24 protein-coding genes and 1 pseudogene are annotated in these 21,230 nt (G+C 66.4%); 9 read left to right on the top strand and 16 right to left on the bottom strand.

Translation table 11 applies throughout. From position 1 onward, the window contains the following. Nucleotides 1-9: 9 nt before the first annotated feature. From BHK69_RS04310 to acnA, 6 genes are all read right to left on the bottom strand, one after another. Nucleotides 10-756: an SDR family oxidoreductase gene (locus BHK69_RS04310; RefSeq protein WP_069689022.1), complete on the bottom strand. Its 747-nt coding sequence runs from the start codon at nt 754-756 to the stop codon at nt 10-12. Continuing rightward, complete coding sequence (locus BHK69_RS04305; RefSeq protein WP_069693370.1) at nt 753-2,075, bottom strand: beta-ketoacyl-ACP synthase; 1,323 nt, start codon at nt 2,073-2,075, stop codon at nt 753-755. Before BHK69_RS04305 ends, BHK69_RS04310 begins: the two co-directional genes overlap by 4 nt. Nucleotides 2,076-2,106: 31 nt before the next feature. Further along, on the bottom strand, nt 2,107-3,237 hold the full coding sequence (locus BHK69_RS04300; RefSeq protein WP_069689021.1) for a beta-ketoacyl-ACP synthase: 1,131 nt from the start codon (nt 3,235-3,237) through the stop codon (nt 2,107-2,109). Further along, complete coding sequence (locus BHK69_RS04295; protein ID WP_069693369.1) at nt 3,234-3,704, bottom strand: 3-hydroxyacyl-ACP dehydratase FabZ family protein; 471 nt, start codon at nt 3,702-3,704, stop codon at nt 3,234-3,236. The genes BHK69_RS04300 and BHK69_RS04295 overlap by 4 nt, the downstream gene beginning before the upstream one ends. Before the next feature lie 181 nt (nt 3,705-3,885). Next, nucleotides 3,886-4,167 (bottom strand): acyl carrier protein, encoded by a 282-nt coding sequence (locus BHK69_RS04290; protein ID WP_069693368.1) that lies wholly within the window; start codon nt 4,165-4,167, stop codon nt 3,886-3,888. 354 nt (nt 4,168-4,521) lie between these two features. After that, nucleotides 4,522-7,233 carry an aconitate hydratase AcnA gene (gene acnA / locus BHK69_RS04285; RefSeq protein WP_069689020.1) on the bottom strand — a complete coding sequence of 904 codons (2,712 nt, stop codon included), beginning with the start codon at nt 7,231-7,233 and terminating at the stop codon, nt 4,522-4,524. 253 nt (nt 7,234-7,486) lie between these two features. Between acnA and ccmA the strand changes: the two genes are divergently transcribed. Both ccmA and ccmB read left to right on the top strand, forming a co-directional pair. Further along, complete coding sequence (gene ccmA / locus BHK69_RS04280) at nt 7,487-8,083, top strand: heme ABC exporter ATP-binding protein CcmA (RefSeq protein ID WP_069693367.1); 597 nt, start codon at nt 7,487-7,489, stop codon at nt 8,081-8,083. Continuing rightward, entirely contained in the window at nt 8,080-8,748 is a 669-nt protein-coding gene (gene ccmB / locus BHK69_RS04275; protein ID WP_069689019.1) for a heme exporter protein CcmB, read from the top strand. Before ccmA ends, ccmB begins: the two co-directional genes overlap by 4 nt. Here ccmB and BHK69_RS04270 read toward each other — a convergent pair. Then, on the bottom strand, nt 8,745-8,993 hold the full coding sequence (locus tag BHK69_RS04270; RefSeq protein ID WP_069689018.1) for a hypothetical protein: 249 nt from the start codon (nt 8,991-8,993) through the stop codon (nt 8,745-8,747). The two genes, ccmB and BHK69_RS04270, sit on opposite strands and share 4 nt — an antisense overlap. A gap of 299 nt (nt 8,994-9,292) precedes the next feature. Between BHK69_RS04270 and BHK69_RS04265 the strand changes: the two genes are divergently transcribed. The 4 genes from BHK69_RS04265 to BHK69_RS04250 all read left to right on the top strand — a co-directional run bounded on the left by BHK69_RS04265 (nt 9,293) and on the right by BHK69_RS04250 (nt 11,175). Beyond that, nucleotides 9,293-9,535: a hypothetical protein gene (locus BHK69_RS04265; protein ID WP_069689017.1), complete on the top strand. Its 243-nt coding sequence runs from the start codon at nt 9,293-9,295 to the stop codon at nt 9,533-9,535. Nucleotides 9,536-9,653: 118 nt separating this feature from the next. Then, nucleotides 9,654-10,415: a heme ABC transporter permease gene (locus BHK69_RS04260; protein ID WP_069689016.1), complete on the top strand. Its 762-nt coding sequence runs from the start codon at nt 9,654-9,656 to the stop codon at nt 10,413-10,415. Further along, on the top strand, nt 10,412-10,585 hold the full coding sequence (ccmD, locus tag BHK69_RS04255) for a heme exporter protein CcmD (protein WP_069689015.1): 174 nt from the start codon (nt 10,412-10,414) through the stop codon (nt 10,583-10,585). Before BHK69_RS04260 ends, ccmD begins: the two co-directional genes overlap by 4 nt. After that, nucleotides 10,582-11,175: a DsbE family thiol:disulfide interchange protein gene (locus tag BHK69_RS04250; RefSeq protein ID WP_069689014.1), complete on the top strand. Its 594-nt coding sequence runs from the start codon at nt 10,582-10,584 to the stop codon at nt 11,173-11,175. The genes ccmD and BHK69_RS04250 overlap by 4 nt, the downstream gene beginning before the upstream one ends. Nucleotides 11,176-11,179: 4 nt before the next feature. Here the strand turns inward: BHK69_RS04250 and BHK69_RS31270 are convergent. From BHK69_RS31270 to purC, 6 genes and pseudogenes are all read right to left on the bottom strand, one after another. Continuing rightward, nucleotides 11,180-11,460 (bottom strand): annotated as a pseudogene (locus tag BHK69_RS31270) (addiction module antidote protein). A 126-nt stretch (nt 11,461-11,586) separates the two neighbouring features. Beyond that, the gene (purQ, locus tag BHK69_RS04245) at nt 11,587-12,282 is read right to left on the bottom strand and encodes a phosphoribosylformylglycinamidine synthase subunit PurQ (protein WP_069689013.1); all 696 of its coding nucleotides are present in this window, start codon (nt 12,280-12,282) and stop codon (nt 11,587-11,589) included. Continuing rightward, nucleotides 12,279-12,812 (bottom strand): GNAT family N-acetyltransferase, encoded by a 534-nt coding sequence (locus tag BHK69_RS04240; RefSeq protein ID WP_069689012.1) that lies wholly within the window; start codon nt 12,810-12,812, stop codon nt 12,279-12,281. The genes purQ and BHK69_RS04240 overlap by 4 nt, the downstream gene beginning before the upstream one ends. Nucleotides 12,813-12,830: 18 nt before the next feature. Next, nucleotides 12,831-13,073: a phosphoribosylformylglycinamidine synthase subunit PurS gene (purS, locus tag BHK69_RS04235; protein WP_069689011.1), complete on the bottom strand. Its 243-nt coding sequence runs from the start codon at nt 13,071-13,073 to the stop codon at nt 12,831-12,833. A gap of 81 nt (nt 13,074-13,154) precedes the next feature. Next, nucleotides 13,155-13,784: a hypothetical protein gene (locus BHK69_RS04230; RefSeq protein WP_069689010.1), complete on the bottom strand. Its 630-nt coding sequence runs from the start codon at nt 13,782-13,784 to the stop codon at nt 13,155-13,157. 17 nt (nt 13,785-13,801) lie between these two features. Beyond that, nucleotides 13,802-14,596 (bottom strand): phosphoribosylaminoimidazolesuccinocarboxamide synthase, encoded by a 795-nt coding sequence (gene purC, locus BHK69_RS04225; RefSeq protein WP_069689009.1) that lies wholly within the window; start codon nt 14,594-14,596, stop codon nt 13,802-13,804. Between the two features lie 358 nt (nt 14,597-14,954). On the opposite strand from purC, the gene BHK69_RS04220 reads away from it, so the two are divergent. Continuing rightward, on the top strand, nt 14,955-15,278 hold the full coding sequence (locus BHK69_RS04220; RefSeq protein ID WP_069689008.1) for a DUF1476 domain-containing protein: 324 nt from the start codon (nt 14,955-14,957) through the stop codon (nt 15,276-15,278). Nucleotides 15,279-15,427: 149 nt separating this feature from the next. Then, on the top strand, nt 15,428-16,207 hold the full coding sequence (locus BHK69_RS04215) for an HpcH/HpaI aldolase family protein (protein ID WP_069689007.1): 780 nt from the start codon (nt 15,428-15,430) through the stop codon (nt 16,205-16,207). Nucleotides 16,208-16,216: 9 nt separating this feature from the next. On the opposite strand, the gene BHK69_RS04210 is transcribed toward BHK69_RS04215, so the two are convergent. Next, nucleotides 16,217-16,858, bottom strand: coding sequence for a DNA-3-methyladenine glycosylase family protein (locus BHK69_RS04210; protein ID WP_069689006.1), 642 nt, complete (start codon nt 16,856-16,858; stop codon nt 16,217-16,219). Between the two features lie 223 nt (nt 16,859-17,081). Here BHK69_RS04210 and BHK69_RS33030 point away from each other — a divergent pair, with 223 nt between their 5' ends. Then, nucleotides 17,082-18,077 (top strand): glutamate--tRNA ligase family protein, encoded by a 996-nt coding sequence (locus tag BHK69_RS33030; RefSeq protein ID WP_244548394.1) that lies wholly within the window; start codon nt 17,082-17,084, stop codon nt 18,075-18,077. 35 nt (nt 18,078-18,112) lie between these two features. On the opposite strand, the gene BHK69_RS04200 is transcribed toward BHK69_RS33030, so the two are convergent. Both BHK69_RS04200 and BHK69_RS04195 read right to left on the bottom strand, forming a co-directional pair. After that, complete coding sequence (locus BHK69_RS04200) at nt 18,113-19,030, bottom strand: AEC family transporter (protein WP_069689005.1); 918 nt, start codon at nt 19,028-19,030, stop codon at nt 18,113-18,115. Between the two features lie 111 nt (nt 19,031-19,141). Then, complete coding sequence (locus BHK69_RS04195) at nt 19,142-21,178, bottom strand: M23 family metallopeptidase (RefSeq protein WP_069689004.1); 2,037 nt, start codon at nt 21,176-21,178, stop codon at nt 19,142-19,144. Nucleotides 21,179-21,230: the final 52 nt, after the last annotated feature.

Below are 21,230 nucleotides of genomic sequence, written 5' to 3'. Positions count from 1 at the left end.
GGGTCGAACTCAGCGATGTACGCCGAGCTGCGCCGTCACCCCGCCATCGATCGGCAGCACGGTGCCGGTGATATAGGCCGCTGGCTCGCTCATCAGGAAGGTGGCGAGCCCGGCGACCTCCTCGGGCTTGGCGAAGCGGCCGGCCGGGATCTGGGCCTGCATCTTGTCGCGATAGGCGGCATAGGGTGCCATCATGTCGGTGTCGACGAAGCCCGGCGCGATCACGTTGACGGTGACGCCGCGCTTGCCGGTCTCGACCGCGAGCGTCTTGGCATAGGAGATCAGCGCGCCCTTGGAGGCGGCGTAGGCGGCATTGCCGGGGTTGCCGCGCAAGGCCGCGACGGAGCCGATCGCGACGATGCGGCCAGCGCGGGCGCGGATCATGTTGCGCATCAGGCTCTTGGCGAGCCGGGAGAAGGCCCAGAAATTCACCTGCATCGCCGCTTCGGCCTTGTCCTGCGCCATCATCGCGGCGAGCGAATCATAGGGCTGGCCGGCATTGTGGATGAAGCCGAAATAGCTTTCCGCCTCGCGCCCCTCGCAGAAGGCGTCGAGCGCGGCCTTGTCGGAGAGATCGAGCGGGAGGGCGGCGAGGAGACGATCGGGGTGGGCCGCATTGATCTCCGCGACGAGTGCCTGCGCCTGGTCGGGCGATGAGCGATAGGTGAAATCGACATCGTGACCGGCCGCGGCCAGCGCACGGACGATCGCGGCGCCGACGCCCTTGGCGCCGCCTGTGACGAGGATGCGGGTCATGCGTGGGTAGGCTCCACAGTCAGCACGAGGCAGGTGTTCTGGCCGCCGAAGCCGAAGGAGTTCGAGATGATGGTGCGCACCGTCGCGTCGCGCGCCGTGTTGGGCACGACGTCGAGCGCTATCGCCGGGTCGGGATTGGCGTAGTTGATCGTCGGCGGGATGCGGCCATTGGCGATGGTCATGAAGGAGATCACGGCCTCGACCGCACCGGCCGCGGTCAGCGTGTGGCCGATCATCGACTTGTTGGAGGAGATCGGCAGGCTCGCCATGCGCTCGCCGAAGACGGCGGCGCAGCTCATCGCCTCCATCTTGTCGTTCTCGGGCGTCGAGGTGCCGTGCGCGTTGATGTAGTCGACATCGTCGGGCGTAAGCCCGGCATCGTCGAGCGCATCCTGCATGGCCAGGATCGCGGGCTTGCCGTCGGGGCTCGAGCGGGTGCGGTGGAAGCCGTCGCCGCGCTCGCCGCAGCCCGCGACGATGCCCAGGATGGTCGCGCCGCGCGCGAGCGCATGGTCGTAATCCTCCAGCACCAGCGCGCCGGCGCCTTCGCCCATGACGAAGCCGTCGCGGTTCTTCGAGAAGGGTTTCGCTGCGGCTTCCGGCGGATCGTTCTGAGTCGAGAGCGCCGAGAGCAGGGAGAAGCGGATCAGCGCCTCGGCATGGACCGAGCCGTCGGTGCCGATGCAGAGCGCGGCCTGCGTATCGCCGCGGCGGATGGCCTCAACGCCCATCTGGATCGCGGTCGCGCCGGAGGAGCAAGCCGTGGAGAGCGAGATCGGCGAGCCCTTGGTGCCGAATCTGTCGGCGATGTGATCCGCGACTGCGCCGAACAGGAAGAGTTCGTGCATGGGTTTGAATTTCTGCGAGGCGGCGGCGCGCAAAAGCCCGTCATAATCCACGTCGCCTTCAAGAGTTTGGGCCAGCTCCTGCTTCTGCGGCCATTCCATCTCGACAGGCGGCACCGCCATGAAGAGCTCGCCGGGAAAATCGCCGGGCTGACCGAGGCCGCTCTGGCTGACCGCCTCGTCGGCTGCGAGCGTCGCGAGCTTTTCCGAGAGCTGCGGCGCGGTGAAGGAGCCGTCGAAGAGAAAATCGACCGTCCCGGCGATGGTGGTGCGCAGGCCCTCGGTCGGGAAGCGTTCGATCCGGTGGATGCCGGATTTGCCGGCGGTCAGCGCTTGCCAATTGGCCTCCTTGCCCTGGCCGAGCGAGGTGACGATGCCGAGACCGGTAACGGCGACGACCCGGCGGCCCTTGGCGTCGCGATGGGCTGCGGTCTGGCCTGCCGCAGTCTGGTTCACGGCAGTCTGGTTGGCCATAGTCTGGTTCTTGGCGCTCATCGATCGATCCTCACGCTTTCACCAGGCGCGCCGCGCCCTCGCCGCGCCAATGGCCGGCGCCGGTGACGATCGCCTCCTTGGCCTGCCCTGCCGAGATGGCGGCCGCGGCCAAGGCAACGGAAACCGGGAATGCGGCCTCCACGGCATGGCCGACGAGGTCGCCGGTCGCGACGCGCCTGGCTTGCGGCAGCGCAGCGATGACCGAAGCCTCCTCCGCTGTGACTCCGGCGGCGCCGGTCGCGGCCGAGATCGCCAGGGCGCCGGGTGCAATCGCGCCAAAACCCGAGAGCAGTCCGCTCAGGGCCGCCTCGACCGTGCCGGGCTGGCGCTTCGAGCGCGCCGCAGCAACATGGCTCAGCCGAGCATGGACTTTGGCGCCGCGCGCGGCGGCGCGCGCGGCTGATTCGAGCACCAGGAAGGCTCCGGCGCTGCCGGTGATGAGGCCCGGCGCATCCTCGCGCGCGAAAACCGGGGCAAATTCGCCCTTGCGCAAGTAGCCGCCGAGTTCAAGCAGCAGCAGCATGTCGCGCCGCTCGGCATTATAGGCGCCGCCAACCAGCATGACCTCAGCCTGGCCGGCCGCGATGCGGGCATGCGCGGTGCGGATGGCGTCGACGCCGGCCTGCTCCTCGCCCATGAAGGTGCGCGAGGCGCCGGTGACGCCGTGGACGATGGCGATATTGCCGGCAAGCAGGTTCGAGAGCTGGGCGAGGAAGAGCGTGGGGCGCAGATCGCCCATCAGGCGCTCGTTCAGAAAGGCTCCCGGCTCGCCCGCGCCGCGCAGGCCGGTGAGGATGGCGCCGTCGACGGCATGGTCGCGCTCGCCGCCGCCGGCGGCGACGATGACCTGCAGTACGCTCTTGGCCTCGACATCCTGCTTCAGCCCGGCCTCATCGAGGGCCAGGCCGGCGGCGTAGACGCCGAGCCGCTGCCAAGGCTCCATCTGGCGCTGATCCGATTTCTTCGGGATCTGGCGGTCGAGTTCGAGCGGCTTCAGCGGGTGAACCGGATAGGGTGCGAAGCTCGTGATGTCGGTATGCGGCGCGGCGCCGACTGCGAGCGCCTGCGCATGGGCCTCCAGCCCCTCGCCGAGACTGGATGCCAGTCCGATCCCGGTGATGACGACGTCGTGCGGGTTCATCGCGCAGGCTCCGGCTTGAGGCCGATGGTTTTGATGCGGCCTTCCATCAGCGCGCGCATGTCGGCGGGGAAGGGCATCAGTCGGAACCGCAATTCAGCGTCGCAGATCGGCTTGCCGGCGATGGTGATCTTCGCCTTGGTGGCGGCGTAGCCCGACCCCTCGATCACCAATTCGGCGAAGACGTCGAGAACGGCGTCGGGCTCGACGAAAGTGCGGAAGCGCGCCTTGTCGACCGTCATCAGGAAGGGCATCTGGGTCAGCCCGTTGAGGCCCAGCAGCAGATAGCCGGAGGCCTGCGCCATCGTCTCGGTCAGCAGGACGCCGGGTACGAGCGGGTGGCCGGGGAAATGGCCTTCGAAGACCGGGCTCGCAGTTGCCGACGGCACGGTCGAGCGCGTGGTGATGCGCTTTTCCGAAGGTTCGAATGCGACAACGGTGTCGATCATGTCGAAATATTCGAGGCGCATGCGATCCTTGGCCTTGTCGGGCGCGACCTTGAGACGGCGCGCGCCCGCGCCGCGGACCGAAGTCTCCGCGCGCGGGCTTGCATATGCTCTATCGGGAGAGTGTGCCCGGCTCAAGGCCGAGCGCAGATCAAGCTCGCGTCAGGCGCTGGGCCTGCCGTCGACCTCAGGCCTTCCTGCGACCTCAGGCCTTCTTGGCAGCCACGAGCTCGTCGATGCGCTTGCACAGGTTATCGAGCACGAAATACTGCTCGGCCGGCGCCTTGCCCTCGTTGACTTCCTGGGTCCACTGCTCGAGCGGCAGCTTGATGCCGAAGGCCTTGTCGATCGCGAAGGCGATGTCGAGGAAGGCGAGCGAGTCGATGCCGAGGTCTTCGATGGCGTGGCTCTGGGGCGTAATCTTTTCGCGTGGAATGTCGCAGGTCTCGGAAATAATGCCGGCGACCGTCTCGAACGTGGCGGACATGCGGGTGCTCCCGTCTTGAATGATGATGGCGGGCGACATCCGGGCGCGGGGATCCCGCGCCTGCCCCAAGCCCCCCGCCGAGGATGACTGTGACGCCCCCTTACACCGAGGGCGGAAAGAGGACAACTGTGGGCTTTTTCCTTCTCCCCTCGGGGGAGAAGGTGGGCCGGCGAAGCCGGGTCGGATGAGGGACGGATGGACTGGACGAGGAGTTTCCGGTTTGCGCCGGCCCTTCCCTCATCCGTCTCCGCTTCGCGGAGCCACCTTCTCCCCGCCATCTCGGGCTTGCCCGAGATGGGCAAGCCAAAGTGTCAAAGTCGGCAACAGCCGACTTTGATGGGGGAGAAGGAAAACTCAGGCCGCGATGCCGCGCAGCACGTATTGCAGGATGCCGGCGTTCTTGAAGTAGTCGATCTCGTCCAGCGTATCGATGCGGCAGAGGATCGGCACCTTCTTGACCTTGCCGTCGGCGGAGGTGATCTCGGCCTCCAGCATCTGGCGCGGCTTCACGGTGGCGAGGCCCTTGATGGTCACGCTCTCGTCGCCCTTGAGATCGAGCGAAGCCCAGCTCGTGCCCTCGGCCAGTGTGAACGGCACCACGCCCATGCCGACCAGGTTCGAGCGGTGGATGCGCTCGAAGCTCTGGGCGATCACGGCCTTGACGCCGAGCAGGTTGGTGCCCTTCGCCGCCCAGTCGCGCGAGGAGCCGTTGCCGTATTCGACACCGGCGAAGACGACCAGCGGCACTTTCTCCTGCTGGTAGCGCATCGCTGCGTCATAGATCGGCAGCTCTTCCTTGCTGGGATAGTGGATGGTGTAGCCACCTTCGCGCCCGTTGGGGCCCATCATGTGGTTGCGGATGCGGATATTGGCGAAGGTGCCGCGCATCATCACCTCATGGTTGCCGCGCCGCGTGCCGTACTGGTTGAAGTCGGCGACTTCGACGCCGTGCTCCATCAGATACTTGCCCGCGGGCGAGGCCGCCTTGATCGAGCCGGCCGGCGAGATGTGGTCGGTGGTGATCTTGTCGCCGAACAGGCCCAGGATGCGGGCGCCGACGATCTCGGTGACGGGCTTGGGCGTCTGGCTGATGCCCTCGAAATAGGGCGGGTTCTGCACATAGGTCGAGGCGTCTTCCCAGGCATAGGTCTGGCTCTGGGGCGTCTTGACCTTCTGCCAGTTGGCGTCGCCCTTGAAGACGTCGGCATATTTCGCCTTGAAGATCGCCTTGGTGACGTTCTTGGCGATGAAGGCCTGGATTTCCTTGTTGGTCGGCCAGATGTCCTTCAGGAAGACCGGCTTGCCGGTCTTGTCCATGCCGAGCGGCTCAGTGGTCAGGTCGAGCTGCACGGAGCCCGCCAGAGCGTAGGCGACGACCAGCGGCGGCGAGGCGAGGTAGTTCGCCTGCACGTCGGGCGAGACGCGGCCCTCGAAATTGCGGTTGCCGGAGATGACGGCGGCCGCGATCAGGCCCTGCTCGTTGATGGTCTTGGAGATCTCGGTCGGCAGTGGCCCGGAATTGCCGATGCAGGTGGTGCAGCCGAAGCCGACCAGGTTGAAGCCGAGCTTGTCGAGGTCCTTCTGCAGGCCGGCCTTGGCGAGATATTCCGCCACGACCTGCGAACCGGGCGCGAGCGAGGTCTTGACCCAGGGCTTGACCTTCAGGCCCTTGGCGACCGCGTTGCGGGCGAGCAGGCCCGCCGCCATCAGCACCGAGGGGTTGGAGGTGTTGGTGCAGGAGGTGATCGCGGCGATGACGACGTCGCCATGGCCGAGGTCGAAGTTCTTGCCCTCGACCTTGACCCGGCGCGAGAGCTCGACGCCCTTCTTGTATTCGGTGTCCATCGCGGCGGCGAAGCCGGATTTGATGGCGCCGAGATCGGCGCGGCCTTCGGGGCGCTTGGGACCGGCCATCGAGGCCTTGACCGTGGTCAGGTCGAGCTCGAGCGTGTCGGTGAAGACCGGATCGGGCGTGGCGCGGGTGGCGAACAACCCTTGCGCCTTCGAATATTTCTCGACGAGGGCGACGCGGGCCGGCTTGCGGCTGGTGGTGTCGAGATAGTTCAGGGTCTCGGCGTCGACCGGGAAGAAGCCGCAAGTGGCGCCGTATTCAGGGCCCATATTGGCGATGGTGGCGCGGTCCGCGAGCGTCAGCGCATAGAGGCCCGGCCCGAAGAATTCGACGAATTTGCCGACGACGCCCTTCTTGCGCAGCATCTGGGTGACGGTCAGCACGAGGTCGGTCGCGGTGATGCCTTCCTTGAGCTTGCCGGTGAGCTTGAAACCGATGACCTCGGGCAGCAGCATCGACTGCGGCTGGCCGAGCATGGCGGCCTCGGCCTCGATGCCGCCGACGCCCCAGCCGAGCACGGAGAGGCCGTTGACCATGGTGGTGTGCGAATCGGTGCCGACCACGGTATCGGGATAGGCGACCTCGACGGTCTCGGTCTTCTTGCCCTTCTTCACCTTCTCCTTACCCGTCCAGACGGTCTGGGCGAGGTATTCGAGATTGACCTGGTGGCAGATGCCGGTGCCGGGCGGGACGACGCGGAAATTGTCGAAGGCGAGCTGGCCCCATTTCAGGAAGCGGTAGCGCTCGCCATTGCGCTGATATTCGAGGTCGACATTGGCTTTCAGCGCCTTGGGCGAGCCGAATTCGTCGACGATGACGGAATGGTCGATGACGAGATCGACCGGGACCAGCGGGTTGATCTTCTTGGGGTCGCCGCCGAGCGCCTTGACGCCGTCACGCATCGCGGCGAGGTCGACTACGGCGGGAACGCCGGTGAAGTCCTGCATCAGCACGCGGGCGGGGCGGAAGCCGATCTCCTTGCCGGCCTTGCCCTTGTCGTCGAGCCAGCCGACGAAGGCCTCGATATCGGTCTTGGTGACCGAGCGACCATCCTCGAAGCGCAGCAGGTTCTCGAGCAGAACCTTCATCGAGAAGGGCAGCTTCGAGATGCCGGGCAGGCCGTTCTTCTCGGCGATCTTGAGGGAGTAGTAGACGTATTTCTTGGTGCCGACGGTCAAGGTCTTGCGGCATTTGAAGGAATCGAGCGAAGCCATGCGGGCTATCCTGATCAAGGGGTTGCGGTCGCGAGCCGGTGAGCCTTGCGGCTTTGCCGGATCGAAGGCCTAATGCGCATGACGCGCGCGCCGCCTCGGGAGTGCCCGAGCCCCGCGCCGGATCGGCGTGCGGCGTAGCCACGGGTTCTATAGAGCAATTCCAAGAAGCCCGCTACATGTACCGTATGAGCGCGGCGATGACTTTGACGCTTGGGAAGACGCTGTAGCCTTGTCGCAATTTTCATTCTCCGAGCTGGTTCTGAACGCCGAGAATCTCAGCTGCCGGCGCGGCGGGCGATTGATTTTCGAGGGCTTGAGCTTCCGGCTCGGTCATGGCGAAGCGATCGCGCTGACCGGGCGCAACGGCGCCGGCAAGTCGAGCCTGATCGCGATGCTGTGCGGCCGGCTGCGGCCCGATGGCGGGGATATGCGGATCGAGGGGGCCGAGGATGCGCCGCTGGCCGAGCTCAGCCATCTCGTCGGTCACCGCGACGGGCTGAAGGTCACGCTGACGGCACAGGAGAACCTCGTCTTCGCGCAAGAGCTGCTCGGCGATCCCGGTGCGGCGCCGCCGGACGCGCTCTCGGCTGTCGGCCTGCTGCATGTCGCTGGCCTGCCGGTGGGCTATCTCTCGGCGGGGCAGCGCCGCCGCGTCGCCCTGGCGCGGCTCCTGGTATCGCGGCGGCCGTTCTGGTTGCTCGACGAGCCGATGGCGGCGCTGGACGCCGCCGCGCAAGCGATGCTGGCCGGGCTGATGCGCGATCATCTCGCTCAGGGCGGCGCGATCCTGGCGGCAACGCATGGGCCATTGGGCCTCGAAGCTGCGCGCGAATTGAGGATCGGACCGTGACGCGCGCCTTCCTCGCCATCCTGAAGCGCGACCTCATGCTCGCCTCGCGCGCCGGCGGCGGCGGGGAACTGGCGCTCGTCTTCTTCCTGACGCTGGTCGTGCTGGTGCCGTTCGCGCTCGGGCCCGATCTCAACCTGCTGTCGCGGATCGGTCCGGCCATCCTCTGGCTGGGCGCGCTGCTTTCGACGCTGATCGGGCTCGACCGCCTGTTCCAGAGCGATGAGGAGGACGGCTCGCTCGATCTGATCCGCGCCTCGGCGCTGCCGCTCGAACTCAGCGTTCTGGCCAAGGGGCTGGCGCATTGGCTGACGACTGGGCTGCCATTGGCGCTGGCCGCGCCGCTGCTCGGCCTGCTGGTCGCGCTTCCCGTGGACGCGATGCTGCCGGTCGCGGCGACCTTGCTGGTTGGAACCCCGGCGCTAAGCTTCATCGGGGCGGCGGCGGCGGCGCTGACGGCCGGTTTGCGGCGTGGCGGCCTGATCCTGCCCGTCCTGGTCGCGCCCCTGACGATTCCGGTGCTGATCTTCGGCGTCTCGGCCGCCAACAGCGCGTTGGGCGGCACGGTTCCGTTCCTGACGCCGTTTCTGATCCTGTGCGCGCTCACGTTGGGGTCGATCGTGATCGGCACGGTCGCGGCGGCCGTGGCCCTGCGCCAGGCGGATTAGGACAAGACCAGCGGCCGCTCGACAAGGTGCGCCCCGCGATCGCCGAACTCCAGGGCGCAACCGTATTGCGCCGCAGCCCGCGCCACCATGTTCGCGATGTCTTCGAGCGCGACATTCTGATCTTCGTGCTTGCGGCGGATGCTCTCGGCCGTCGCAAACACATCCAGAACCAGCGATTGGCTGGCGCTGGACCTGACGGTTTCCTTGATGTCGTCCTGGATGCTGGTGGATAGCTGGATCAGCATGGCTGGCCCTCCTGTTCATGATCGAGCATAGGGCTGACGTTGATTCGAAGCAACGTGGAAATCAAAAAAGTATTATATAGTTCAATTAGTTAGTATGAAACGCCGATGGCGACATGCATGCTTTTGACAGTGTCGCCGGCAATGGCGGCAACGCGGCCATCGGCCTTTCCTGCGCAAGAGCCGGTCCATGGGATGTTGGTGTCGACGGCCAAACTCCCGCTTTTTCAACAACCTGTTGATTCAGCCGATAGTGCAATTACATAGTCACTTACTCATTTGGCCCATGGAGAGAAGGGGCGATGGTTGAGCTGGAACGTGCCGACAGGCTTCAGATCATGCTGAATCAGGACGAACTGCGCGCGGTCGAGAACTTTCGCTTCGAGAAGCGGATGCCGAGCCGCGCCGCCGCGGTGCGCGAACTGCTACGGCGCGGGTTGGAGTCGGAGGGCTTCAGTCTTGCTCCGGAAGGCGTTCGATCGCGCGATTTTGGCGTCGTCGGCGGTAACGGATCCGAGGCATCGTCCCTGCAAAACGAGGACTGACCCGGCCGCCACGACGCGATTTGCCGCGCGTGTCGTGGATTGTTGAGACGCGCCGTGATTGCTAGATCAGGTTCGAGTTCCGGCTTCCGCCGGATGAGGACAAGCCGATCGCGATGACATGGCCAGCCTGATCGATTTCGCGAATCCGACGCGCTTCATGCGCCTGTCGGGCGCGCTGTTGCCGTGGATGACCGGCGCGGCCACGCTGATGCTCGCGCTCGGCTTCTATCTCGCCTGGTTCGTCGCTCCGGCCGACTACCAGCAGGGCGAGACCATCCGGATCATGTTCGTGCATGTCCCGGCCGCCTGGCTCGCGCTGATGTTCTACACGATGATGGCGGTCTCCGGCCTCGGCACGCTGGTCTGGCGGCACCCCCTGGCGGATGTCGCCCAGAAGGCGGCGGCGCCGATCGGGGCGTGCTTCGCGTTGATCTGCCTGCTCACCGGTGCCTTCTGGGGCAAGCCGATGTGGGGCACCTATTGGGTCTGGGACGCACGGTTGACGTCGGTGCTCGTGCTGTTCCTGATCTATCTCGGCATCATCGCGCTCTGGCGCGCGCTCGACGATTCCGCCCGGGCCGGGCGGGCGGTGGCGATCCTGACGCTGGTCGGCTTCGTCAATGTGCCGATCATCAAATTCTCGGTCGACTGGTGGAACACGCTCCATCAGCCGGCCTCGGTGTTTCGTAGCGGGGGGCCGACGATCCACCCCTCCATGCTGTGGCCGCTGCTGATCCTGGCGCTGGGCTTCACCTTGCTGGGCCTGGGCCTGCATCTGGTGGCGATGCGGGCCGAGATCATGCGCCGGCGGGTGCGCACGCTGACGATCTTGGAAGCCGAGCGGCTCGACCGACTGGCGGCGCAGGCGGTGCCGGCATGAGCGGTCTGGGTCCCCATGCCGGTTTCATCCTCGCCTCCTATGGCGCGGTCGTCCTGATCCTCGGCGGCCTGATCGCGGCGACCCTCTTCGACCACAGGGCGCAGAAGCGCGCGCTCGCGGCTTTGGAGCAGCGCGGCGCAGGCCGTCGCTCGGACAGGATGTCGTCATGAGCGAGATCGAGGTTCAACCCCGCCGCCGCTCGCCGCTGGTTTTCCTGATCCCCCTGATCCTGTTCGGCGCGCTGGCGCTGGTCTTCGCGGTCGGCCTGTTCTCGGGCGACGCCAGCAAGGTGCCCTCGGCCCTGATCGGAAAGCCTGCTCCGGCGGTCACGCTGTCGCAGCTCGACGGGCTGCAGCGGGACGGGCAGCCCGTGCCGGCTTTCGCGATGGCGGATCTGGCGAAGGGCCGCGCCACGCTCGTCAATGTCTTCGCCAGCTGGTGCGCGCCCTGCCGGGTCGAGCATCCCTTCCTGGTGGCCATGGCCGAATCACCCGCGGTGAAGGCCGGCAAGGTCGCGCTGGTGGGCATGAACTACAAGGACGAGGCGGAGAATGCCCGGCGCTTCCTGGGCGCGCTCGGCAATCCCTATTCGGCTGTCGGCGTCGACCGGAGCGGGCGCGCGGCGATCGAATGGGGCGTCTATGGCGTGCCTGAGACCTTCCTGATCGGCCCGGACGGGCGGATCCTGGAAAAGCATGTCGGGCCGCTCGATGCCCAAACCGCCGGGCGCCTGCTGACGCGGGCGGCGGCTGGGAAGTAGCTGTTCAGGCCGGAACGAGAGTCAATCTGAGGCCGAGGACTTTCGTCGCGGCGGCTAGTGTCTGCAAACGCGGATTCCCGCTTGCGCGGAATGTCTTGTAGATCGTCTCGCGGCTGATGCCGGCTTCCTCGGCGAATTTGGTGACGCCGCGCGCGCGATGTCGCCGAGCGCGATCGCGATGAAGCTCGGGTCATCCTCGGCGAGAGCCGCTTCGAGATAGGCAGTCTGTTCGCTTTGCGTCTTCAGGTGGTCCTGAATGTCGAAACGCGTGGTTTCAAGCGCCATGTCACAACTCGTCCGCCTAGCGTTGAGCCTCGGAGATATCCGCCTGCTGGGACCGCTTGTTGGCCCCGGGCACCGTTGATCTGTCAACTATGTTACACAGTTTAGGGAGGCTCTGCCCGCCTGCGCTCAGGCGGCGCGCTTGCCGCTCATCAGGCTTGCGAACATGCCGCGCCCGTCGATGCCGCCGGTCAGCGAATCGATCAGGTTCTCGGGGTGCGGCATCAGGCCGAGCACGTTCAGCTTGGGCGAATAGATCCCGGCGATGTTGTTCTGCGAGCCGTTCGGATTGGCAGCGGCTGTGATCCGGCCCAGCGCATCGGCATAGCGGAAGGCGACGAGGCCTTCGCCTTCGAGGCGCGCCAGGGTCTCAGCGTCGGCGATGTAGTTGCCCTCGCCATGGGCGATACAGACATCGATGACCTGGCCCTTGGCATAGGCGTTGGCATAAGGCGTGTCGGTGCGCTCGACCGTCAGATGCTGACGCTTGCAGACGAATTTGAGGTCGGCGTTGCGCATCAGGATGCCGGGCAGGAGCCCGGCCTCGCAGACGATCTGGAAGCCGTTGCAGATACCCAGCACATAGCCGCCGCGTTCGGCATGGGCGCGGGTCGCATCCATGATGTTGGCGCGCCCGGCGATGGCGCCCGTCCGCAGATAGTCGCCATAGGAGAAGCCACCGGGCAGCACCACGAGATCGGTGCCTGCCGGCAGGGCCGTGTCGGCGTGCCAGACATGGGCGACCGTCGCGCCGGCCTGCTTCAGCGCCTTGGCGACATCGCCTTCGCGATTGGAGCCTGGAAAGGTGATGACGGCGGCTTTCACGGGGTCTCACTCCTCGGCTTGCGGTCGCGATAGCGCGCGGCATCGATCGACATGATCGTCATGACGGCAGGCGCGCCATTGCGTTGCACCTCGCTCAGCCCGTCCTCTCTCATGCCGAGCTTGGTGTAAAGAGCCATGCCGCGCGCATTATGCGGCCAAACGCGCAACCAGGCCTTCGCGGCGCCCAATTCGTCGAAGATCAGCGCAAGCGCATGGTCGAGCAGGGCGCGGCCATGGCCGCGTCCCTGGCTCAGGGCCGCGATCCGGCGCACCAATACGGCGCTGGCGGCGGGCGCGATCTCCTGCAGGATCACGAAGCCCATCACGGCACTGTGGGAATCGAGCGCGACGATATAGCGATGGCTCGGCTCGACCAGCGCCGCGAGGTGCTCCTCACGACTCCAGCGCCCGACGGTGTCGTCGTAGCCGGGCTGGCGTTCGCAAGCCATGATCGCATCGACGTCGTCATGAGTCGCGGGGCGAAGCGCTATGGTCGCGGTCGCAGCCAGCTGAGGCGCGATTCCCGTCATGGCTCGCGAGACTGCCGGTCAGACGCCGATCTCGACGCGGTAGTTCTCGATCACGGTGTTGGCGAGCAGCTTCTCGCAAGCCGTCTTCAGCGCGGCTTCGGCGGCAATGGCATCCTGGCCGGCGAGCTCGATGTCGAAGACCTTGCCCTGGCGGACCGAATCGACGCCGGCGATGCCGAGCGATTTCAGTGCGCCCTCGATCGCCTTGCCCTGCGGATCGAGCACGCCGGTCTTGAGGGTGACGGTGACGCGGGCTTTCATGAGGTTCTCCGGGCGTTTGTTGCGCGTGGCTTAGCGGCGAATCGGTGCTGGCTCAACCTCTGCCGCGCGGTTTCACGTGAATCAGCGGTCGCGCCAGGCCGCGCGCGCCTGGTTGCGGGCGGCGTCGGGGTCCGGGCTCACGCCCAGCGCCAGGTTCAGGCGGGAGCCGTCGCGGCCCGACAGGATCGCAGTGACGGCGCGCTTGCCGCTTGCGTCGCGGGCGCGGATCTCGACGAGCAGGCCGTGGGCGCCGTCCTCGCTGAAGCGGGAGACGGTCGTCGTGCTCTTGGGTGCGGTCGACTCTGCTGTCTTGGCGGTCTTGGCCTTCTTGTTCGCTCCTTTAGTCGTCGGTTTCTGGCTCGCCGGTTTGGCGAAATCGCGCGCGAGCCGGGCCGGGTCCGTCGCCAGCGTCTTCTCCATTGCGTCGGCCTCGCGGCCTTCCAGCGTGATCAGCGCGGCGAAGCCCTGTCTGGTGCAGGTCGCGCGCGGGCAAAACGACATTGCCTTCGCCGAGAGCCCGTCATTCAGGACCCAGGATTCGATCGGCAAGGGTTGCCAGCCACGCTCGGCCGGGAGTTCGGTGATGCCGAAGCCGTAATGATGGCTGCAGCCGGCGAGCAGCAGCGCGCCCGCCAGCGTCAGGGCGACATGAAAACGGGAGCGCGAAGGCTCCCGTTTCAGTCTTGTTATCTGTTCGCGGCGAAGGCTCACGGCACCAGGCGCGGCGATTACTGCACCAGCCGGGGGCCCGCCGGTCCGACCTTTTCGTTCTCGCCCAGGATGCCCAGGCGGCGAGCGACTTCGGTATAGGCCTCGATCAGCCCGCCCATGTCGCGGCGGAAGCGGTCCTTGTCCATCTTGTCCTTCGACTTGATGTCCCAGAGCCGGCAGGAATCAGGGCTGATCTCGTCGGCGACGACGATGCGCATCATCTCGCCTTCCCAGAGCCGACCGCACTCCATCTTGAAGTCGACGAGGCGGATGCCGGCGCCGAGGAACAGGCCGGACAGGAAGTCGTTGACGCGGATGGCCAGGGCCATGATGTCGTCGATCTCCTGGGGCGTCGCCCAGCCGAAGGCGGTGATGTGCTCTTCGGAGACCATCGGGTCGTTCAGCGCGTCGTTCTTGTAATAGAACTCGATGATCGAGCGCGGCAGCTGCGTGCCTTCCTCCAGCCCGAGACGGGTGGAGAGCGAACCGGCAGCGACGTTGCGCACCACGACTTCGAGCGGAATGATCTCGACCTCGCGGATGAGCTGCTCGCGCATGTTCAACCGACGGATGAAATGCGTGGGCACGCCGATATCGTTGAGATTGGAGAAGATATGCTCCGAAATCCGGTTGTTCAGCACGCCCTTGCCGTCGATCACTTCATGCTTTTTGGCATTGAAGGCGGTCGCGTCGTCCTTGAAATGCTGGATCAGCGTACCGGGCTCGGGTCCTTCATAGAGGACCTTCGCCTTGCCTTCGTAGATGCGACGGCGGCGATTCATTGGGATGTACCGTGGCTTGAGGAAATCCATAGGTCGGCCTTTCTCTGGTCGCGGTTGCCCGCGGCGGGATCGGGGCCCCTGATCAGCCGGTCCTGCGCGATCTGCGCTGATTCCGATTCTTAGGCGGGATCAGCCTAGACCGCATGGTCGGCCGGCTCAATGCGAAGGCGGCCGCCAAGGCCGTCTTCGCGCCCGCTATATGGGACTTCTGCACTGCAAACGCAACAAATCCGCTCTGGAAGCCTTGACGCAGGGATAATCGGCCTGCTCGCGATCGGGCGCGGGAGCATTCCGCTCTGGCTCTGGGCGGCCGGCCGTCCTATATGGCTCAGAACCAAGCCTTCCCGAGCCCTTTTCCAGCGCGCGCCCCGCGAGAGGACTTCAAAAGATGTCGACATTCGATCAGCGCAAGGACGCTTTCGAGAACAAATTCGCTCACGACGAGGAGCTGCGCTTCAAGGCGACGGCGCGGCGCAACAAGCTGCTCGGTCTCTGGGCGGCCGAGAAGCTGGGCAAGAGCGGCGCGGAGGCGGACGTCTATGCGAAGGCCGTCGTGGTGGCCGATTTCGAGGAGGCCGGCGACGAGGACGTCGTGCGCAAGGTCAAGGCCGATTTCGCGGCCGGGGCGGTGACGGTCGGCGACGCCGAGATTCGCCAGATCATGGCGGAGCTCCTGATCAAGGCGGCCGAAGAGATCCAGGCCGGCCGCTGAGCGCGCTGCTCGGTAACGCAGGATGCCGGCAAACGCAGGACGCATGTGAGACGGGCGCATGGGCGCCCGTTTGCTTTTGGGCGTCGCCCCGGTCCAGTTTGAGCGACCCGCCATCCCCCAAGAGCGGGCCCAGAACCGGATGAACGCCCATGTCGAAGCCCACCGTGCTCTCCTCGCTCGCCGACCGTCTCGCCAAGGGCGACAAGATCCTCTCGGCCTGGTCGAGCATTCCTGAGCCGAGCGTCAGCGGCATTCTGGCTCAGGAGGCATTCGACGCCGTCACGCTCGACATGCAGCACGGGCCGATCACGCTGGGCGAGGTCATCCGCGCGATTCCGTTGATCAACGCGGCGGGCAAGCCGGCGCTGGCGCGTCTTCCGGTCGGCGAGTTCCAGAACGTCTCGAAGTTGCTCGATGCCGGCGTTTCCGGCGTGATCGCGCCGATGATCAACACGATGGAGGATGCGCGCCGCTTCGCCGCCTATTCCAAATACCCGCCGATGGGCGAGCGCAGCTGGGGCAGCTACGGCGCGCTCGGCACCTCCGGGCTCGATGCGAACAGCTATTTCAAGGCGGCCAACGGCTTCTCGCTCTCCTTCGCGATGATCGAGACGCGCGAGGCGATCGCCATCCTCGACGACATCCTGGCGCTGCCGGGCATCGACGCCGTCTTCGTCGGCCCTTCCGATCTTTCGATCGCGCTGTCGGGCGGCGCGTTGGTCGATGCAACGATTCCCGAGGTCGATGAAGCGATCCGCCACATCGTTGCGCGCGCATCCGCCGTCAACAAGCCGGTGGCGATCTATGCCCAGTCGGCGGAGCGGGCGAAGGATTTCTTCGCGCTCGGCGCCAGGATGGTGACGCTTATGAGCGATACCGGATTGATGCGCGCCGGCGCCCAGGCGGCGATCAAGACGATCAGGGGCTGATCCGAGCGCTCAAGCGTTGATCCCTTCGCGCTTCTTCAAGGCGGCGTAATAGGCCCAGAGCAATCGCGCCGCGACGCCGCGCCATGGCCGCCAGGCTTCGGCCAGCGCCGCGAGTTCGGCCGCTTTCGGACGGGCGGGCAGGTCGAAGGCCTGCCGCGCCGCCTCCTGGATCGCGAGGTCGCCGGCGGCGAAGCCGTCGCGATGGCCGAGGCAGAACAGGAGGTAGATGTCCGCCGTCCAGGGGCCGATTCCGGAGACGGCGGTCATGTGCTCATGCACGGCCTCGGGCGTGGCGGCCTCCAGCGCCTCGAAGCGCAAGCTGCCCTCGACGAGGGCGGCGGCGACCGCGCGCAAGGTACGCTGCTTGGGCCGCGAGAGGCCCGATAATCGCATCTCATCGTCGCTGGCCGCCAGGATGCGCTCCGGCGTCAGGGGCGCGAGCACGCTCTCGACGCGGGCCCAGACGGCGCGGGCGCTCGCCACCGATAATTGTTGGGAGACGATGATGGCGGCCAGCCCCGCGAACCCGCCGGGGCGGCGGCGCAGCGGCGGCAGACCGACCTTGTCGATGATCCCAGCCCAATGCGGCTGCAGCGCGCGCAGCGCCGCCATGCCTTCCTCGAGATCGGCTTCGCAGGTGATCAGGTTCATGTAATCAGGTTCATGGCGGGCTGATGGAACGGCATGGTCGAGACGGGGATTGTCAGCAGCGTCGCGATCTTGGCTGGCCGTTCGCGAGACCATAAAGCGTTTTCGCGCGAGGTGGATATCGGTTCGCGTGAAGAAAACGCGTTAAAACAGAGGTCTACGGCAATTTTCGGTCCAGTTGGATCGGAAATTGCCCTAGAATCGGAAATTGCTCTAGAGAAGGCGGATGGCAGCGTCCTCCCCCGCTTTCACGGAGCCGGTCTTCCGCTTCGCGCCGAGCCCGAACGGGCGGCTGCATCTCGGTCACGCGCTGTCGGTGCTGACGAATGAGCGGCTGGCGCGCAAGCTGGGCGGCCGGCTGCTGCTGCGGATCGAGGATATCGACGTTACCCGCTGCAAGCCGGAGTTCGAGGCTGGGATCAGGGAGGATCTGGCCTGGCTTGGCCTGCGCTTCGACGGTGCGGTCCGGCGGCAATCCGAGCATTTCGAGAGCTATGCCGAGGCGGTGAGGGGGCTGCAGGCGCGGAGGCTGGTCTATCCCTGCTTCTGTTCGCGCCAGATGATCAAACGTGCGGTCGGCCTGCACAAGGCCTGGCCGGTCGACCCTGACGGCGCGCCGCTTTATCCCGGAACCTGTCGCGCGTGCGGTCCGGCCGAGGCCGCAACACGCATCCGGGCCGGCGAGCCGCATCTGCTGCGGCTGGCGATGGACCGCGCGATCGAGGTGCTCGATCACGGCGCATTCGGACGTTTCCGTCCGAATGCGAAAAACGTGATCGATTCCTGGAGTTTAGAGCATTGCTCCCGCGAAAAACCGGTACCCACTTTTTCGCGCAATGCTCTAGGCGGGGCGGCCGATTATGTGGCTTTCGACGAGGCAGGGCATGAACGGCGCGTCGTCGCGCAGCCGGTCCGCTGGGGCGATGTCGTGCTGGCGCGCAAGGAGGTGCCGACGAGCTATCACCTCTCGGTCGTGTTCGACGATGCGCTGCAAGGCGTGACCCATGTCGTGCGCGGGCGCGATCTCGAAGCGGCGACCGATATCCATGTCGTGCTGCAGCGGCTGCTCGGCCTGCCGATGCCGCGCTATCATTTCCACCCCCTGCTGAGCGACGAGACCGGGCAGAAGCTGGCGAAGAGCAGGCTTTCGGAAAGCCTCGCCGATCTCAGGGCGCGCGGCGTCACGGCTGGCGAGATCAGGGCGCAGCTAGGCTTCGGCTGAGCGGCCTTGCGTCATCGCAATGACGGTTTGCGTCGTCAGCCCACCCTGAGCCAGGTCAGCCAGGCCGTGGTGGTGAAGAGCGAGAGCATGGTCGAGAGCGCGATCGCGCTCGAGGCGTCGGCGACACCCTGCTTGTAGCGCTCGGCGAAGAGATAGGCGTTGATGCCGCAGGGGCAGGCGGCGAAGAGCACGGCGACGCCCGACCAATGCGCCGGCATCTGGAAGACCATGGTCGCCAGCACATAGACGATCAGCGGATGCAGCCCGAGCTTGAGCCCGCTCAGGATGGCGGGCAGAGCGAGGCCCGATGTCAGGCCGTAACGCCGCATGGCGATGCCGAGGCTGATGAGCGCGCAGGGCACGGCGGCGCCGGCCAGGAGGTCGACGATCGTCCAGAGCGGCTCGGGGATCAGGCCGATGATCGGGCGCGCCGCCGAGCCGAGCAGGATGCCGATGATGATCGGGTGAGTGAACAGCCGCTTGATCATCATCGTGATCGAGGCCGCGCGGCCTTCGGCGAGCAAGGTGGCTATCGTCATCGTGACCGGCAGATGGATCGCCAGCAGCAGACCGAGCGGCACGGCGCCGGCGTCGCCATAGGCCTTCAGGATCATCGGCACGCCGACGAAGACGGTGTTGGATTGCGCGGCGGCGAAGCCCGAGACGACCAGTTCAGGACCCCTGCGGGCAAAAATGCGGCTCGCGATCAACATGGCGAGCGCCCAGACGATGGCGAGGCCGGTGAAATAGGCGATCCAGTAGCCCCAAGGCTGGGTGGCCGGAATATCCGCCTTGGCGAGCGTGCGGAAAAGCAGGCAGGGCAGGGCCAGCACGAAGACGAAGTCGGAGAGGCCCTCGCCGGTGGTCTCCCGCACGATCTTGGCCCAGCGCGCGAGATAGCCGAGGCTGATCAGGCCGAAAACGGGCAGGACGACGATGAGGGCGGCGAGCATCGGCCTAATTCGCGGGGCAGGAGCGGAACAGGCTTTCCCGGTGTGCGCTTGCTGGCGCTAAGTCAAGCGTCGGATGCGGCGCGGTGTAGCTCCAGCGGCCGCGTCATGCGCTCAGCGCAACTGTGCGAGCGTGCCGCCGGCCTTCACGATCAGGCTCTGGATCTCGTCGCGCTGGCGCTTGAACTCTGCCAGCGCGCCGCCCTGGAGTTCGCGGCCGCGCGGCACGCGGATCTTCATCGGGTTCACGAAATTATCGTTGACCTTGACCTCGTAATGCAGGTGCGGGCCGGTCGAGAGGCCAGTCGAGCCGAGATAGCCGATAATCTGGCCCTGCCGGACCCTTGCACCGGGCACGATGCCGTTGGCGAAATTGGATTGGTGCGAATAGGTCGTGACGTAGCCATTGGCGTGCTGGATCTCGGTGTGCTTGCCATAGCCCGAGGACCAGCCGGCGCTGATGATCGTGCCGTTGCCCGCCGCCAGGATCGGCGTGCCGATGCGGTTGGCCCAGTCCACGCCGGTATGCATCTTCGAATAGCGCATGATCGGGTGGTAGCGCATGCCGAAGCCCGACCGCATCTCGCCTTCGGCGATCGGCTTGCGCAGCAGGAACTTCTTCAGCGAGCGGCCGTCCTCGTCGAAATACTCGATCAGCCCGTCCTCGGGCGCCTGGTAGCGGAAGACGCGGCGCGTCTCGCCATTGATGGTCAAGGCCGCCGACAGGATCTCGGCGCGCTCGCCTTCCTCCTCCTCGGTGAAGATGACCTCGAGATTGTCGCCGCCGCGCACGCGCTGCTGGAAATCGACGTCATAGGAGAAGATGCGGACGAGCTCGTCGACAAGCGGGCGCGGCATCTCGTGGCGCAGACCGGTCTCGTAGAGGCTGTCATAGAGCCTGGCGCCGGTGCTGCCGCCGCCATCCTCATCCTCTTCCTCATCCTGCGCGTCGCCGGTCTTGCGCTGCGGGCGCTGCGGGCCGACCAGGTCCTGGCGGGGCAAGGTGACGGAGACGAAGGCGCCGGCGTCGTTGATCGCGACCGTGCCGTCGGGCTGGCCCGCGGTCAGGAAGGAGACGCGTACGATCTGTCTGACATCGCCGGGGCGCGGACCTGGCGCGAACAGAACCTGCAGGACCTGGCCGTCGGGAAGGGCCGAGACGCGGACCTTGCCGCCAAAAGCCTGCATCATGCCGCGGATCTGGTCCTGGTTCGCGCCGGCAGCACGCATGGTCTGCTCGAAATTCTCGCCGCGCTTGGCGATCACCAGCTTCTCCTCGACCAGCGGCTCGCGCGAGGCGGGGATCGGGGTCTTGCGCGCGTTGGTGACGTTCTCGGGAACGACGCGGACTTCGATGCCGGAAAAGCGCGTATCGCTCGGCGCATAGGCCAAGAGGTCGCCGGCGGTCGGGGCCGCGCCGGTGAGCGTGCGGCTCAGCATCAATTGCGGCGGGATCGGCAGGCTGCGCTGCCGCCCGGCGGCCGCGGCATTGGTGCGCTCTTCCTCCATCTGGGTGATGACCTCGGCGTCACCGAGTTGGGCTTTGCCGTCGGGGACCTGGATATCGGTCAGGTCGCGCTTCACGATGGTCACGTCGGCGTCGGGGAGATCCTGCACCGGCTCGGCGTAGCGCTCGCTGGGCTGGCCGCCCTCGGCGAAGAGCCGCAACGGGTTGAAGGGTGGAATATTGGTCGCGTAGACGCCGGTCGTCATCGACAGGTTGGATGCGAGCCGGATGAAGGGCCGGACGCGGATGACCTCGCGATCCCCGAGTTTCTGCGACATCGGTGCGCGCACGGCCTGGCGTGCGCCGATCACGGGTTGCTCGGCCACGAGCTTGTCGGCCTTGCGGGCCCCACCGCCGGCGCCGGCGCCCGAGGAGGCACGCGCCGTCACGGTCTCGGGCTGTTCGGGAAAGCTGGTGTCGCCGCGCATCGCGATCAGGATGGCGGCGCCGAGCAGGGCCGCGCCGCAGGAGCCGACGAGCATGCAGGCGAAGAGCCAGCGCACCGAGATGCCGCGCCGGTCCTGCAGTTGATGCGCGGAGCCGTCCGGCCGGATCGGTGGCTCGATCCCGAGATCGATCAGCAGCGCCGCGGCCTCGGGGGCGAGCGGTTCTGCTGGGGTGTTGAACTCGGGATGGGCGTTCATCGTCTGGCGTCTTGATCCGTCTTTATCCGCACCTGCAAACCTAGCCATGCGG

Source organism: Bosea vaviloviae, from assembly GCF_001741865.1.
In the GTDB taxonomy this organism is placed as follows: Bacteria; Pseudomonadota; Alphaproteobacteria; order Rhizobiales; family Beijerinckiaceae; genus Allobosea; species Allobosea vaviloviae.
This window is presented reverse-complemented; position numbering and strand designations above follow the sequence as displayed.

What these genes read in the sequence shown, in the direction of transcription:
- BHK69_RS04210 (WP_069689006.1), bottom strand. Translation starts at nt 16,858, where the DNA reads ATGAACCTGATCACCTGCGAAGCCGATCTCGAGGAAGGCATGGCGGCG.
- BHK69_RS04300 (WP_069689021.1), bottom strand. Translation starts at nt 3,237, where the DNA reads ATGAACCCGCACGACGTCGTCATCACCGGGATCGGACTGGCATCCAGT.
- BHK69_RS04215 (WP_069689007.1), top strand. Translation starts at nt 15,428, where the DNA reads ATGTCGAAGCCCACCGTGCTCTCCTCGCTCGCCGACCGTCTCGCCAAG.
- BHK69_RS04240 (WP_069689012.1), bottom strand. Translation starts at nt 12,812, where the DNA reads ATGACGGGAATCGCGCCTCAGCTGGCTGCGACCGCGACCATAGCGCTT.
- BHK69_RS04260 (WP_069689016.1), top strand. Translation starts at nt 9,654, where the DNA reads ATGGCCAGCCTGATCGATTTCGCGAATCCGACGCGCTTCATGCGCCTG.
- BHK69_RS04200 (WP_069689005.1), bottom strand. Translation starts at nt 19,030, where the DNA reads ATGCTCGCCGCCCTCATCGTCGTCCTGCCCGTTTTCGGCCTGATCAGC.
- BHK69_RS04220 (WP_069689008.1), top strand. Translation starts at nt 14,955, where the DNA reads ATGTCGACATTCGATCAGCGCAAGGACGCTTTCGAGAACAAATTCGCT.
- BHK69_RS33030 (WP_244548394.1), top strand. Translation starts at nt 17,082, where the DNA reads ATGGCAGCGTCCTCCCCCGCTTTCACGGAGCCGGTCTTCCGCTTCGCG.
- BHK69_RS04305 (WP_069693370.1), bottom strand. Translation starts at nt 2,075, where the DNA reads ATGGCCAACCAGACTGCCGTGAACCAGACTGCGGCAGGCCAGACCGCA.
- BHK69_RS04270 (WP_069689018.1), bottom strand. Translation starts at nt 8,993, where the DNA reads ATGCTGATCCAGCTATCCACCAGCATCCAGGACGACATCAAGGAAACC.
- BHK69_RS04310 (WP_069689022.1), bottom strand. Translation starts at nt 756, where the DNA reads ATGACCCGCATCCTCGTCACAGGCGGCGCCAAGGGCGTCGGCGCCGCG.
- BHK69_RS04265 (WP_069689017.1), top strand. Translation starts at nt 9,293, where the DNA reads ATGGTTGAGCTGGAACGTGCCGACAGGCTTCAGATCATGCTGAATCAG.
- purC (WP_069689009.1), bottom strand. Translation starts at nt 14,596, where the DNA reads ATGGATTTCCTCAAGCCACGGTACATCCCAATGAATCGCCGCCGTCGC.
- acnA (WP_069689020.1), bottom strand. Translation starts at nt 7,233, where the DNA reads ATGGCTTCGCTCGATTCCTTCAAATGCCGCAAGACCTTGACCGTCGGC.
- BHK69_RS04195 (WP_069689004.1), bottom strand. Translation starts at nt 21,178, where the DNA reads ATGAACGCCCATCCCGAGTTCAACACCCCAGCAGAACCGCTCGCCCCC.
- ccmD (WP_069689015.1), top strand. Translation starts at nt 10,412, where the DNA reads ATGAGCGGTCTGGGTCCCCATGCCGGTTTCATCCTCGCCTCCTATGGC.
- BHK69_RS04295 (WP_069693369.1), bottom strand. Translation starts at nt 3,704, where the DNA reads ATGCGCCTCGAATATTTCGACATGATCGACACCGTTGTCGCATTCGAA.
- BHK69_RS04290 (WP_069693368.1), bottom strand. Translation starts at nt 4,167, where the DNA reads ATGTCCGCCACGTTCGAGACGGTCGCCGGCATTATTTCCGAGACCTGC.
- BHK69_RS04250 (WP_069689014.1), top strand. Translation starts at nt 10,582, where the DNA reads ATGAGCGAGATCGAGGTTCAACCCCGCCGCCGCTCGCCGCTGGTTTTC.
- purS (WP_069689011.1), bottom strand. Translation starts at nt 13,073, where the DNA reads ATGAAAGCCCGCGTCACCGTCACCCTCAAGACCGGCGTGCTCGATCCG.